Source organism: Methylotenera mobilis 13, from assembly GCF_000384255.1.
GTDB classification, from domain to species: domain Bacteria; phylum Pseudomonadota; class Gammaproteobacteria; order Burkholderiales; family Methylophilaceae; genus Methylotenera; species Methylotenera mobilis_B.
This window is the reverse complement of sequence record NZ_KB913035.1, coordinates 1,757,685-1,771,125: the sequence shown is the minus strand read 5'-3', so window position 1 is coordinate 1,771,125 and position 13,441 is coordinate 1,757,685. Positions and strand designations below refer to the sequence as shown.

General features: G+C 42.7%; 9 protein-coding genes and 1 tRNA gene. 4 read left to right on the top strand and 6 right to left on the bottom strand.

Features of this window, described 5'->3' with window-relative positions; genetic code table 11:
- Nucleotides 1–91: 91 nt before the first annotated feature.
- The gene (locus A391_RS0108410) at nucleotides 92–634 is read left to right on the top strand and encodes a hypoxanthine-guanine phosphoribosyltransferase (protein ID WP_019898696.1); all 543 of its coding nucleotides are present in this window, start codon (nucleotides 92–94) and stop codon (nucleotides 632–634) included.
- A 216-nt stretch (nucleotides 635–850) separates the two neighbouring features.
- Nucleotides 851–1,672 (top strand): XrtB/PEP-CTERM-associated transcriptional regulator EpsA, encoded by an 822-nt coding sequence (gene epsA / locus A391_RS0108405; RefSeq protein ID WP_019898694.1) that lies wholly within the window; start codon nucleotides 851–853, stop codon nucleotides 1,670–1,672.
- Between the two features lie 171 nt (nucleotides 1,673–1,843).
- Here the strand turns inward: epsA and A391_RS0108400 are convergent.
- A tRNA-Leu gene (locus A391_RS0108400) sits at nucleotides 1,844–1,928 on the bottom strand.
- Nucleotides 1,929–1,992: 64 nt separating this feature from the next.
- Here A391_RS0108400 and rnr point away from each other — a divergent pair.
- Both rnr and rlmB read left to right on the top strand, forming a co-directional pair.
- Complete coding sequence (gene rnr, locus A391_RS0108395; protein WP_019898692.1) at nucleotides 1,993–4,500, top strand: ribonuclease R; 2,508 nt, start codon at nucleotides 1,993–1,995, stop codon at nucleotides 4,498–4,500.
- On the top strand, nucleotides 4,497–5,249 hold the full coding sequence (gene rlmB / locus A391_RS0108390) for a 23S rRNA (guanosine(2251)-2'-O)-methyltransferase RlmB (protein WP_019898691.1): 753 nt from the start codon (nucleotides 4,497–4,499) through the stop codon (nucleotides 5,247–5,249). The genes rnr and rlmB overlap by 4 nt, the downstream gene beginning before the upstream one ends.
- Before the next feature lie 29 nt (nucleotides 5,250–5,278).
- Here rlmB and A391_RS0108385 read toward each other — a convergent pair whose 3' ends face one another.
- The 5 genes from A391_RS0108385 to A391_RS13860 form a co-directional block, all read right to left on the bottom strand.
- Nucleotides 5,279–6,514 carry an RNA-guided endonuclease InsQ/TnpB family protein gene (locus A391_RS0108385; RefSeq protein ID WP_019898690.1) on the bottom strand — a complete coding sequence of 412 codons (1,236 nt, stop codon included), beginning with the start codon at nucleotides 6,512–6,514 and terminating at the stop codon, nucleotides 5,279–5,281.
- 265 nt (nucleotides 6,515–6,779) lie between these two features.
- Complete coding sequence (gene mqo / locus A391_RS0108380; protein WP_019898689.1) at nucleotides 6,780–8,261, bottom strand: malate dehydrogenase (quinone); 1,482 nt, start codon at nucleotides 8,259–8,261, stop codon at nucleotides 6,780–6,782.
- A 44-nt stretch (nucleotides 8,262–8,305) separates the two neighbouring features.
- Complete coding sequence (locus tag A391_RS0108375) at nucleotides 8,306–9,952, bottom strand: cytochrome c3 family protein (protein ID WP_019898688.1); 1,647 nt, start codon at nucleotides 9,950–9,952, stop codon at nucleotides 8,306–8,308.
- A 116-nt stretch (nucleotides 9,953–10,068) separates the two neighbouring features.
- The gene (locus tag A391_RS0108370) at nucleotides 10,069–10,899 is read right to left on the bottom strand and encodes a hypothetical protein (protein ID WP_019898687.1); all 831 of its coding nucleotides are present in this window, start codon (nucleotides 10,897–10,899) and stop codon (nucleotides 10,069–10,071) included.
- 12 nt (nucleotides 10,900–10,911) lie between these two features.
- Complete coding sequence (locus A391_RS13860; protein WP_019898686.1) at nucleotides 10,912–13,398, bottom strand: FAD-dependent oxidoreductase; 2,487 nt, start codon at nucleotides 13,396–13,398, stop codon at nucleotides 10,912–10,914.
- Nucleotides 13,399–13,441 lie beyond the last annotated feature (43 nt).

Here is a 13,441-nt window from a genome sequence, read left to right as displayed (position 1 = left end):
GATATGAAGGCATGTTGCTATGTTGGTATATGAGCATAGTAAGGTATCAGTTTTTCTTTTTTTCATGATTTACTTAATGGATTGGTAATAATTGAACACTTCGTCCCCACAAAAGCTCCTTGAGCAATCCTATATCATTCACCAAGCAGAAGTGGTGGTTAGTGCAATTTCAAAGATGGCCACTGAAATTACTAACACATTAGAAACCACATCACCTGTTGTGATCTGTGTCATGGGTGGTGGTGTCGTTTTCTCCGGACAGTTGCTGACCCAGCTGCACTTCCCTCTAGAACTTGATTATGTGCATGCTAGTAGGTATCAGAATAAGACCATAGGAAAAACGCTAGAGTGGAAAGCATTGCCAAAATCAGATTTGACTGGCCGTACTGTGCTGTTGCTGGATGATATTCTTGATGAAGGTATTACGTTAAAAGAGATTCAAGAAAAGTGTCTGTCATTGGGTGCAGTCAAGGTACTGACGGCAGTACTGATAGAAAAGAAACTGAGTCACGATAAACCAATAAAAGCAGATTTCGTTGGTCTTGAAGTGCCGAATGAGTATGTTTTTGGCTATGGTATGGATGTTTATGGGTGGTGGCGAAATTTACCTGCAATTTATGCTTTACAAGCTTAGTGTCACATTTTAAACACATGCGTTCTAAAATGATGTAGTGGTTTACTATTCAGAATATGTCGTAATTCTGACACTACAGTTGGCGCTATAACAATTTCTCCTACATTTTGTTATATTTTCATTCTAACCTATTGATTTATATATAACTTATATTTGGCATCTAATTTGCACGTATTAAGACATGAGCAAGAGTGTTCATGGATTAGGTGCATAGAGATGAAAAAAGAATCTACAAATCAATATTTGAATACAGCGAGCGCTATTATCGAGCGGTCGTACCAAATTAAAACGCATTTAGATTATTTTGTATGGTTACAAAATAGTGTTGCTGAGTTAATTCCGCACGATATGCTGCTAGCCGTCTGGGGTGATCTTAGGCAGCAGCAGGATGGTCAATTAAAATATGATGCCGCCTCAAATTTAAAAGGCCTTACAACCTCTTTAATCATTAGCACCTCAGATAAGACAAGCCACTTTTTAAATGACTTATATGAAATGTGGGTAGCCTGTCGCAACCCTTGTTTTGTGGTTGATGAATTACAACACACTGAAATGTGCCAAAGAGTGAAGGCAATATTCCCTGAGCAACTAATTGAGATTAACTCATTGCTTGTTTATGGAATGACAGACGAACGAAGTGGCGATGAGTGTTTGTACATATTTTTCAGCAAAGAGCATGCCTTGGAAATGAAAAAGCAAATGATGGATTTCATCATGCCGCATATAGACCATGTGCTAAGAAAAATTAAACCATTACAGTCAGATGTGATTGACACTGTTGACAGTGCGCTAAGTTTGTCAGTATTAAGTGAACGCGAGATAGAAGTAATTAGCTGGATTAAAGCGGGCAAAACTAATCAAGAAATTGGTATGATATTAAGTATTAGCCAAAACACAGTCAAAAGTCACCTTAAGAGAATTTTTCAGAAACTTAATATTGGGCGCAGAGCTCAAGCAGTTGCTTTGTTAGCAAATGTACCATCAGTAAAACTGAAGCAACTACAATTACCACAGGCAGAGCATTCAGTTTTTAGTTAAAAGAGCACAATCCAAGCGAAATTGATTTAATCTTTTTGCGACTTTATAGATTATATTGATATTGTGTATTGAGATCACACACCTAATCGCCATTGTTAGCGTTACAATGTGGTTTGAATGCAATCATCTGATTGCATAATCGACATTTGCTTTGTAGCCGGATAAACATGATGGTGCCCGGAAGAGGACTCGAACCTCCACATCTTTCGATACTAGTACCTGAAACTAGCGCGTCTACCAATTCCGCCATCTGGGCATTTGCTACAATAAAGCTCAGCAAATCAAGGCGTTGAATTTTATATTAAAGGTAAGCTTTGTCAATGACAAACCATAAAAATACTCACAAAAGTAAAAGAAGTAATGACCCTCATGCAGCGCGTGAGGCAAGCCGATATGAAACCCCATTACCAAGCCGTGAACTAATTCTGACTACGATGAGTGATCAGGGTGTGCCATTAAGTATTGAGCAACTGTATTTGCTCCTAGATATTAGTGATAGTGAGCGAGAGGTTTTTAATAAGCGCCTTAACGCCATGGAGCGAGAAGGTCAGGTTATTAAAAACAGAAAAGGTGCGCTTTGTATTGCAGATAAGCTTGATTTAATCGCAGGTGTTATCCAAGGTCATCCTGACGGTTTCGGCTTTTTGATTCCAGATGATAAAACAAAGAGTGAGGACTTGTTTTTGAGTCCCAAAGAGATGTCGCAAGTGATGCACGGTGACCGTGCTATGGTGCGCATGAGTGGATTAGATAGAAGAGGCCGTCCTGAAGGTAAGATTGTAGAAGTGCTGGAGCGTAGAACACAGCGCTTGGTTGGTCGCGTTATTCGCACAGCTGGTGTGACCATTGTGGCTGCAGAAGATAAGCGCATTAATCTAGATATTTTGATTCCATATCATTTAGATATGCAAGCTAAGCCAGGCCAAGTAGTGATGGTGGAACTCACTGAGCAGCCTTCGTCTCATGCGCAGCCGATGGGTAAAGTGGTTGAGATTTTAGGTAACTACGCTGATAGTGGAATGGAAATTGAAATTGCTTTGCGTAAGCATAATCTACCACACCAGTTTACCGCTGAAGCAGTAAAGTTGGCTGAGTCTTATCCTAAGCTAGTGCAACCTGAGGATTACAAAGGTCGTGTTGACTGTCGTGAAATGCCATTAATTACCATTGATGGCGAAACAGCGCGTGACTTTGATGATGCGGTTTACGCTGAGCCACAAGGTAAAGGTTGGCGTTTAGTAGTGGCGATTGCCGATGTGAGCTTCTATGTGAAGCCACATGACGCATTAGATAAAGGTGCGCTAGAGCGTGGTAACTCTGTTTACTTCCCTCGTCGTGTGATTCCTATGTTACCAGAGGCGCTATCGAATGGATTATGTTCACTTAATCCTGATGTAGAGCGACTTTGTATGATCTGTGATATGCAGTTGGATGGGGCTGGTATTGTAAAACAGTATAAATTCTACCCGTCTGTCATGCGTTCAAAAGCACGCATGACTTACAACCAAGTATTTGAAATATTGCAAAACCCAGAAGGAGAGCTAGCCAAAGAATATGCTTGGTTAGTACCCCATTTGCAACATTTATACAGTGTGTATCAGCTATCACAAACGCAGCGTGAAAAGCGTGGTGCGATTGAGTTTGAGTCCTCTGAAACCATTATGATCTTTAATGATCAAGGTAAAATTGAGCGCATTGAGCCAAGTACGCGTAATGAAGCCCATAAGCTGATTGAAGAGTGCATGCTAGCAGCAAACGTGTGTGCTGCTGAGTTTCTTAAGAAACATGAGCATCCAGCGTTATATCGTATACACGAAGGTCCAACCCCTGAAAAATTAGAGCTTTTACGCACATTTATGGGCGAGTTTGGCTTTGGTGTGGGTGGTGGTGATTCACCACATGCTAAAGACTATGGTAAGTTGCTAGCGCGTATTAAAGACCGTCCAGATGCTCAACTTTTACAAACTGTGCTGTTACGCTCAATGCAGCAAGCTGTATATAGTCCAGATAATGTTGGTCACTTTGGTTTAGCTTATGAGGCTTATGCGCACTTTACTTCGCCGATCCGTCGTTATCCTGATTTGTTGATTCATCGTGCCATTAAAGCGGTACTCAATGGTGAGCGATACAAGGCAGGGGATTGGAATAGCTTAGGTGAGCAGTGCTCGATGACTGAGCGACGTGCAGACGATGCGACACGTGATGTGACCAATTGGCTGAAATGTTTTTATATGCAGGATAAAATTGGCGAAGTATTTGAAGGTACTGTCGCCGGCGTGACTAGTTTTGGTTTGTTTGTGGCATTAGATGGTGTGTATGTTGAAGGTTTATTACACGTGACTGAGTTAGGCAATGATTACTTCATTTATGACAAGGCGCGCCATGAAATGGCTGGTGAGCGCACCGGAGTACGTTACCGTCTTGGTGATCGATTAACCGTTAAATTAGTACGTGTTGATCTAGAAACAACCAAAATTGACTTTACTTTAGCAAATAAAAGCAATGAGTTAGGTGCAGAACCTAATGTAAGCTCAGTAAAGGCGTTTGGTGCTAATAAATCAAGTGCTAAAGATCAAACTGCTGTAAAATCCACCCCTAAATTCGAAGGGGTAGGTGCGCAAAGCACAAAAGCAGATAATGTGAAATTTGGTGAGCCGTTTGGTAAAAAGCCAAAACGTGGGTCTCATGCTAGCTTTGGTGATAAACCAGCGAATGGATCTAAAGCCGCACCTAAATCAAAAAATAAGACTAAAACCAGTAAATCCAAAAAAGTGGTCAGTAAAGCAACCACAGGTAAAGTAACCACAAAACGTAAGGTAAAAAAATGAGTGACGCCCGTATTTTATTTGGCTTTCATGCAGTATTAAGCCGTTTACGCCAGCACAGCGCTAGCGTGCAAGAGATTTTAATTGACCGTGACCGTGTTGATGCGCGTATGAAAGATTTGCTTAATATGGCAGAAGTATCCGGTGTGCGGACTATGCAGGTTGAGCGTAGCCGTTTAGATGGTATGGCTGGTATGAACGGTCGCCACCAAGGTGTGATTGCGCGCGTGGTGGATACACCTATTCCGTACAAAGATATTCATGATATTTTAGAGTCAGACTTAACTGAACCAGCATTCTTTTTAATTTTAGATGGCGTAGAAGATCCACATAATCTAGGTGCTTGTTTACGTGTCGCAGATGCAATGGGTGTGCATGCGGTGATTGCACCTAAAGATAGGGCAGCAGGACTTAATGCCACAGTGCGTAAAGTAGCTTGCGGTGCGGCAGAAACAGTACCGTTTATTGCTGTGACAAACTTAGCTAGAACGATTCGCGAACTAAAAGAGGCTGGTGTCTTTGTAGTCGGTACGACGATGGATGCGCCAAGTACATTGTTAAACACAAAGCTTAGTGGCCCAATTGCGATTGTTTTAGGTGCAGAGGGAGATGGAATGCGTCGTTTGACGGCTGAAACTTGTGATGCGCTGATGACGATTCCCATGTTTGGCTCTGTAGAGAGTTTGAACGTGAGTGTGGCGAGTGGTATTTGCTTATATGAAGTAAGGCGTCAAAGAAGTTTAACAGTATAGCCAGGTTGATTATTGACATCCTCCCCGCCCTAAAGAGCGGGGATTCCTACGGGCTCACGCGATGACTTGCGGATACCTTCGGCGGGTTCATGCTTCACTGTTCGGTCTTGTTGCACCGTCACTCCACACGCTAAGACGGCATGTCCTGCCGCTAATATATTGATTGCACCGACCAAATCGGCATTTTCTGCATAGCCGCATGCCACACATTCAAACTTGGCTTGTGTTTGGCGGTTTTCTTTGGCGACGTGTTTACAACACGGGCAGGTGCGGCTGGTGTTGCGCGGATTCACAGCTAACACCTGACCGCCTGCCCATGCTTGCTTGTATTCAAGCTGCCGCCTGAATTCAAACCAGCCTTGGTCTAGGATGGAACGATTCAAACCTGATTTCTGCTTAACGTTCCGTCCTTTAGTTTCAATCGTGCCTTTGGCACTCTTGCTCATATGACTAATCTGCAAATCTTCTATCACTATCATGGCGTGGTTTTGGCTGATGGTAGATGTCGTTTTGTGCAGGTAGTCTTTTCTGATATTTGCAATGGTGCTGTGGAGCCGGGTGATTTTGCCTTTCTGCTTTTTCCAATGACTACTGAATTTAACTTTGCGGCTTAACGCACGTTGATACCGCGCCAACCTTGTTTGTTTTTGTTTGAAGCTATTCACGGACTCAAACACTTGTCCATTGCTGAGTGTGGCAAAGCGGGCGATGCCTACGTCCACACCAACGATACTGGTTGCGGCGTGTTCTGGTTGTGCTACTTCTCGTTCGGTTTGTATGGACGCATACCACTTACCGCATTTTTGTGAAACGGTGATGTTTTTCGCTACGCCCAACATTTCACGGCTGTTGCGGTAACGTATCCAGCCTAGCTTGGGTAGAAAGAGACGGTTGTTGTGCTGCTCAATCTTGAAGCCTTGCGGGAATCGAAAACTGTCGCTTACGCCTTTCTTCTTGAACTTGGGAAAGTCAGCGCGTCTGGCAAAGAAGTTTCTGAAACTAGTTTCAAGGTTCTTGAGAGTTTGTTGCAGGGCTTGACTAGGTGCGTCTTTTAGCCAAGCTAGTTCACTTTTCCAAAGAGGCAATAGATTAGCAATTTTGGTATAACCAAACTTGAAAGTATTGTCAGCCTGATATTGTTCGTTCTGCCATACCAAAGCCTTGTTATAGACCACACGACAACAGCCAGCATATTGACGCATGGCGCGGGATTGTTCACCATTTGGCATGAGTTCAAATTGGTAGGCTTGCAGGCGTTTCATCATTACAAGTTAGCATGGAATGTTTGGTTGTCAAATTTTTGCTTTATTCAACCTAAACGTCTTCGCCGTTACGCTTACATCCTCGCCCTGAAGGACGAGGTTTTACGTGCTAACCGATAAAGAGGATTGCTAATGCTCTTTATTAGTTGCGGCACTATGTTTTTCATCGTTATATAAAGCTGGAAACGATGGTTAGGTCCTGCGAGCATTGTCGTCATACAGTGTCGCAGTGATTTTACAATCATATTTCCATCGGTTCGTTTTCAAATTATCTTAGATTCAATACTTGTAAGGTTCGGCTTCTTACTTGTTCTAGTAACTGGCTATCATCCACAAGTGACTCTCCATAACTAGGGATGAGTGACTTGATTCTGCGGTGCCATTGTTCGGTTTTAATTTGATTCGAAAAGCAACGCTCAATAACGTTGATCATTGCTTGTACCGAAACTGATGCGCCAGGGGATGCTCCCAGTAATGCGGCAATGCTGCCATCTTTTGCAGCAACGATTTCTGTTCCGAATTCTAGTTTTCCGCCTTTTTCATCGCACTGTTTAATGATTTGTACTCGTTTTCCAGCACTTTCTAAATGCCAGTCAGCATCAGTTGCCTGAGGGTAAAATTCTCGTAGCGTCGTGACGCGAGTAGCATGTTTTTGTAATGCCTCACCAATTAGGTAGCGAGTTAAATCCATATTGTGGCGACCTGCACCTAATAAAGACTTTAGATTGCTTGGTTTAACGGACTTAAATAAGTCTAGATATGAACCTTTTTTAAGAAATTTGGTAGTAAATCCTGCATATGGTCCAAATAATAGTGCTGGTTTACCGTTGATAATACGCGTATCTAAGTGAGGGACGGACATCGGTGGTGCGCCAATCGCAGCTTTACCGTAGACTTTACTGTTGTGCTGTTTAACGACCTCAGGATTGTTGCATACCAACCATTGACCACTGACAGGAAAACCACCATAACCTTGGCTTTCTGGAATACCTGATTTTTGAAGTAATTTAAGTGCGCCGCCACCTGCACCTAAGAAAACAAATTTAGCTTCAACTTTAGTGTGTTTTTTAGTGTTAAGGTCTTTGATATTGACTCGCCAGTGACCATTGTCCAACTGCTTCAGGCTAGTGACTTCAGTGCTTACATTTAACGTGAAGTTTTCGGAGTGAGTTAAATGTTTAATCAGCTCACGTGTGAGTGAGCCAAAATCAATGTCAGTGCCATAACTGACACGCGTTGCTGCTACTTTTTCATTAGTATCTCGCTGTGCCATGATGAGTGGCATCCACTGTGTTAGTTGCGTGACATCATCAGAGAACTCCATGTCTTTGAACAATGGGTGTGCTTTTAGTAAGTGATAGCGTTGACGTAAGAACTCAACATTATCTTCGCCCCATACAAAACTCAGGTGTGGTGTTTGATTGATAAATTTTGTAGGCGCTGGCAGTGATTTTTTTTCGACTAAGCTGGACCATAACTGCAAGGATACTTCAAAAGAAGCATTGATTGCTAAGGCACGACTAATATTGACGTTACCAGCATGATCGACAGGCGTGTAATTTAATTCACAGTAGCCTGCATGCCCAGTGCCTGCGTTGTTCCAAGCATCTGTACTTTCTGAGGCAATAGAGGGTAGGCGTTCTACCATCATCATACTCATTGAATGATCGAGTTCATTTAACAGGGTTGCTAATGTGGTGCTCATCACGCCACTGCCTACTAAGAGTACATCTACTTTTTTAACGGTCATATTGTTTCAGGGTGATATGTTTGAATTTTATTAAATATTTACAATTACTTTTTCTCAGTAACCGTTGGTAATGTGCTTAATATATCTACATCTTTAGTCTCTACTTTTGCACCAGTAATTAGATCATAGCCTTGATGTGCATTATGGAAGGTATGGCAAGACATACAACTGCTTGCAATGCGTTTATGCTTTGGTGTGTTGCCAGAGTGACATAATAAACATGATTGTCGATTAGGGATTGCAACATCAGCACTGCTTTTCGAAGCTTCTACCTTATGGCATGAAGTACATTGCTGTGTACGGTGTGCTGCATGGTTAAATTGAGCCTTAGCCAGCCAATCATTGTTTAGGCGCAATGGCATTACACTCCAAGGTAATTTATCTCCGGTTTTTGCTGGCTGTACTTCGTGGCAATATGCGCAACCATTATTTTTTAGCTGGTCTGAGTAACGATCAAATTCTTTAGGCGCGTAAAGCTTTAAAGCATTGAACATGTTTTGCTCTTCACCATGCGGTAAGGTGAGTTTATTATCTTTAGCACCAATTTGAAGTTCGCTTGTATGGCAAGTGCTACAGTTGTTTTTGTAAGAAAGCGCTTTAAAACGCATTTCTTTTCCTTCAGCTTGGTGGCAGCTAGTGCATGCAAGCTCGCGCACATCCCAAATGCCATTAGGCCCTTGTACTTTACCAATATGTTGATCATGTGGGAATTTTAAACCTGATTTTTCAATCAGTTTGGATTGGTTTGATTGAGGAATACGCTCTATATCTTTAGGCCCAGGTCCAGTTTTAAAACTTAACTCAAAATCTGGGTGTTTTTTCTCAAAATCACGGATATTGGGAAGCTTTGTTTCTGGATCTATCGTTCTAATTGCGCCGTGACATTTAATGCACATATTGTTATCTTGACGGGCAAGTGGGTGCGGAGCCTTGTGTTCTTGATGGCACTCTGCACAGCGCATACTGCCAATAAAACGGTGTGCGGCTTTTAATGATCGTTTTTGTAGTTCTGGATCAGCAATGTGAGGTGCTGTATCTTGATGGCAGTTCACACAGGCTTTGTCTGATACTTTTTTTAGTGGCGCTTGATGACAGTTGAAACATTGAGAGCCGAAATGGCGGTGAGCCGTGGACATTCGGCCAGAGCTCCACACACGGTCGAAACCAAAAGGTAGCTCTGACATTGATGACTGTAGTTGCGGAATTAGATTTTGGGCTAATGGCAACACCAAAAACACAAGTGAGATAAAGGCAATTAGCCACATTGATAAACGCCATTTAAACTTAAAGGCGTTTGGCAGTGGTTCATGTGTGCGCGCTTTAAGATCTTGATAGTCATCAGAAAGTGGATTCACTAGCGTCAGTGAAACGGATAGGTTGACATCGGGCGGAGCAGGCTCGACATTGAGCTGATAGGGGCCAATCATGATTTGCTTGCCAGGAATCAGCTTAATGTTTTGCAACATTGCACCATCGACTTCAATTTCGCCGTTTATACTAACAACGTAGAGATGGCCGTCTTCTAACTCTTTAATGACTGCATGATGCATCGCAATACGAGGGTCAGCCAAATGAATATTGCACTCTGCACTGCGGCCAATCATTAATTCTGTGGCGTTGAGTGTGCGGTAGTTGCGAACAGGAAGTCCGCGTGAGTTATTCGTGATTTTTATTAACAAACAATTAATCATAAAAAGTTCTATTCATCTGCTTTTGCTTGTGCTTTATTTGGCATTGTTGTTTTTATTTCAAATGCATTAGATGCTGCGTGTTGGCTTTATTCACACATAAATAATTAAGTTTGCCATTACCAATAAACAAATACGGCAACAATATGTGCCAGCATTGCTACTAATAAGCCCACGGTAAACGGCACATGTAAGTATAGCCAGATGCCAAGTCTTGCACGGTACATCAGGTCTTGTCGAGCGCGTTTAACTAAAGACTCTCGGCGCACCATAATTGAATATAGCTCACGATACACTTTGCGTTGATCCACGGCCAAGTTTTGACCAAGTACGGTGAGCTCTTGCACTGCTTTTGCTGAAGGACAGTTAGGTTGAAAGCCACTTAATTGGTCAATTAAGCTTAAGCCAATCGAAGTTTCACGGCATGCGCGTAACACAGTATTGTTGATCTCATCTGGCATGAGTAGAGCAATTTTGCGAGCCAGTTTGTCTGCCTCAGCAATTCTTAATAAAAGACCATCCAGGCTATCTTCCCCCATGTTTTCTGTCATTTTACGTGGATAAATCATGTAGGTGTAATTACCAAAAAATCCACTGATGACGACAATCAACAATAAAGCATAGGCTAGGGTGTGAATGTTAAGCCCAAAATGAAAGCCGCTATGTAATGTGACAAAAACTGTAAGTGCTGTGCCTAAGTAAATATGGGCGGATAACCAACCTTGCGTTGCGCCTGTGCCACGATAGCGACGTTTTCTGATGCCATACCAAGTCATCCAGAGCACCATGAGTGCTGATATTGTGCCTAGTGTATAACCAAGCCAGCTACCACCATAATGACCCACAGCAGGCTCAAAAAACAAAAAAGCAGCGAATGCAATTAAAATAATCACAACCGCTATTTTGAAATAGCGATAGTTTTTATAGTCGAACATATTGCTTTGTTGCATTAAATATTCCCTTTAAGCATCATCTATTCCGAGTAGATTGTGTTCATCAGCACTATTCGCGGCATTATTGCTTGCATAGCCTAAAAGTTCTTCAGGATTGACCCGCAAAGCCGCACCAACTGGACAAGCGCGAACACATACTGGACCATCGGCAATGTCTTTACACATGTCACATTTGACGGCAACTTTTGTATTGTTAGTCGATGCCACTTGTTTAGGTTGAATACCGAGAAGCATTTGCCATAAACTTTGTTCTGGTTGATCCTGAATCACTGCCATTTGAATCACATCGTATGGGCAGTTTTGTTGGCAATTACCACAGCCAATGCAACTGTCATCAATGTAGACTTCGCCATGCGGTGCTCGATGGATGGCATCCGGTGGGCAGTCCTTCATGCAATGAGGGTGTTCACAGTGGCGGCAAGACGTAGGTACACGAATGTTGGCATATATGGGGCCAGTATCGCGATCTAGCCGTGTAGCGCCGCCATGCGTATCAGCACAAGCTTGTTCGCAATGGTTACAGCGTACACATAACGACTCGTCAATCAGTAAAACGTCAGTAGCTTCACCTACACCTTGTTGTATTAAAAAGGAAATTAGGCTGGATTGAGTGGTTTGACTGGAAAAACTGCTACCGCCTTCTGATGAGGTTTCTGATTGCTGTCTTTTTTCTTGTTCTTGTAAATGTTGTAAATAACGAGCATCTAGTGATGCGCGAACTTCAGGGTTGCGCGCAATGATACCTTGCATCCGTGCCACATCAATTAAAATAGCTTCAGTCGCAATTGCTGCGCGTACTGTGGCGTAGCGGGGTTCGCCAGAAATTAAAGACATTTCACCAACGTAATTACCTGCGGCCACATAAAATAGAACAACCTCTCGACCTGTCATCATGCGTGAAACCGTGACAGAGCCACGCCTGATTAAGTAAAGACCATCCGCTTCGTCGCCTTCATGAAACAGCTCTTCACCAGCAGCATATTGCTTAATAACAGCATGTGATGCTAGGTCATTGAGGTCATCTTCACTTAAAGTGAGGCCAATGCATGCATGTACAATCCGTTTAATGGCGACTTCATCCAGTGTTCTGCGCATGGCTTGCACTGAATTAATGAGTTTTAATATGACACGACGTGGTGTTTCAATCAGCGCACAATGTGTTTTAGCTCTTACTGTTGCAATTCTGCGGCGACCCGATAATAAGCCCATTTCACCAAAGAACTCGCCACTTTTGAAGGTGTCATCAGGAATGTCATCTTCATCAATGAGCATTTCCAATTCACCTTCGATCACAAAAAAGAACGAAGTGCTATAGTCATTACGTTCAAAGATGGTGTCGCCTGGTGCTGGTAGTAAAATATTACTTTCTAGAATTAACTCTCTCAGTTGTAGCGAGTTGAGCAGGCGTAACAATGGAACGCTACGCTGAATCTTATCAAGTACGTCTTCAATGCCACGGTCAGAACAAAAAGTTGCAAACTTTTCTCTTAGTAATGCTGTATCAGCGGCTTCAACTGGGTTACCAAGAATATGCTCAATGACTTCGTAACCTTGGTTAATCCCTTGTTTTATTAGTGGGTAACCAGCAAGTGCACCAATAATATATAAGCCAGGTACGTTAGATTCGTAGCGGGATGAAAGCACTGGCAGGGCAGCTAAGTCTGCGGTAGGAAAAGCTACGCCGAAGCTTTCAAGTAAAGGCCTAGAAGGTAGTGCACCTAGACGTGCAATAATCCGATGGCATGGAATGCGTTCAACCCCTTTGGGGGTATCAGCGAACAATGTGATTGGAAACTCACCTTTACTGTTTTGCTCAATAGACTGTGGACGTGTTTCTAACAACCAGTCTAGGGCGCCTCTTTGTCTCGCTTCTGTTAATTGAGTAAGGTTGCTTTCCTTACAATTACTAAAGTCTTCGGCACGGTTTAACACAATGACCTGATTACGGCCAGTGAGAGCCAGCGCATTTTCAACACCAGTATCACCACCACCAATGACTACGATGGTTTCATTTTGGTAAGCTTCTGGATCATCTAATTGGTACTGGATTTGAGGTAAGTCACCGCCAGGAATTTCTAGTTTACGCAAATTACCTTGCACGCCAATGGCTAATATCACGTTATCTGCAGTGAACGCGTCACCATCACTTAACTCTACTTTTAAAGGCTCAGTTTTACTATCTGAACCACCCTTACGCGAGATTGCAACCACTTTTGCTTGGTATCGTATATTAATTTGATATTTTTCAATCAAGCTTTCCCAAGCATCTAATACAGATTCACGGAGTGAGGCAGCAAAGGGTAGAGGGCTTCTTAACGGTAAGCCGCGAGGCTCCGCCATCACCAGTTTGCGGCGTTGATAGTTACGAATGGTATTAGCAGCAGCTTCTGCAGCCTCTAAGACCAGATAAGAAAGCTTTTGCTCAGATGCACGTGCGGCTGCTGATAAGCCGCTAGGCCCCGCACCAATAATAATGACATCAAAGTGATTGCGCATGAAAACGTTAGAAAAAGCGATTATGTAAGAATTAGATTATATG

What these genes read in the sequence shown, in the direction of transcription:
- A391_RS13860 (WP_019898686.1), bottom strand. Translation starts at nt 13,398, where the DNA reads ATGCGCAATCACTTTGATGTCATTATTATTGGTGCGGGGCCTAGCGGC.
- epsA (WP_019898694.1), top strand. Translation starts at nt 851, where the DNA reads ATGAAAAAAGAATCTACAAATCAATATTTGAATACAGCGAGCGCTATT.
- rnr (WP_019898692.1), top strand. Translation starts at nt 1,993, where the DNA reads ATGACAAACCATAAAAATACTCACAAAAGTAAAAGAAGTAATGACCCT.
- rlmB (WP_019898691.1), top strand. Translation starts at nt 4,497, where the DNA reads ATGAGTGACGCCCGTATTTTATTTGGCTTTCATGCAGTATTAAGCCGT.
- A391_RS0108370 (WP_019898687.1), bottom strand. Translation starts at nt 10,899, where the DNA reads ATGCAACAAAGCAATATGTTCGACTATAAAAACTATCGCTATTTCAAA.
- A391_RS0108385 (WP_019898690.1), bottom strand. Translation starts at nt 6,514, where the DNA reads ATGATGAAACGCCTGCAAGCCTACCAATTTGAACTCATGCCAAATGGT.
- A391_RS0108375 (WP_019898688.1), bottom strand. Translation starts at nt 9,952, where the DNA reads ATGATTAATTGTTTGTTAATAAAAATCACGAATAACTCACGCGGACTT.
- mqo (WP_019898689.1), bottom strand. Translation starts at nt 8,261, where the DNA reads ATGACCGTTAAAAAAGTAGATGTACTCTTAGTAGGCAGTGGCGTGATG.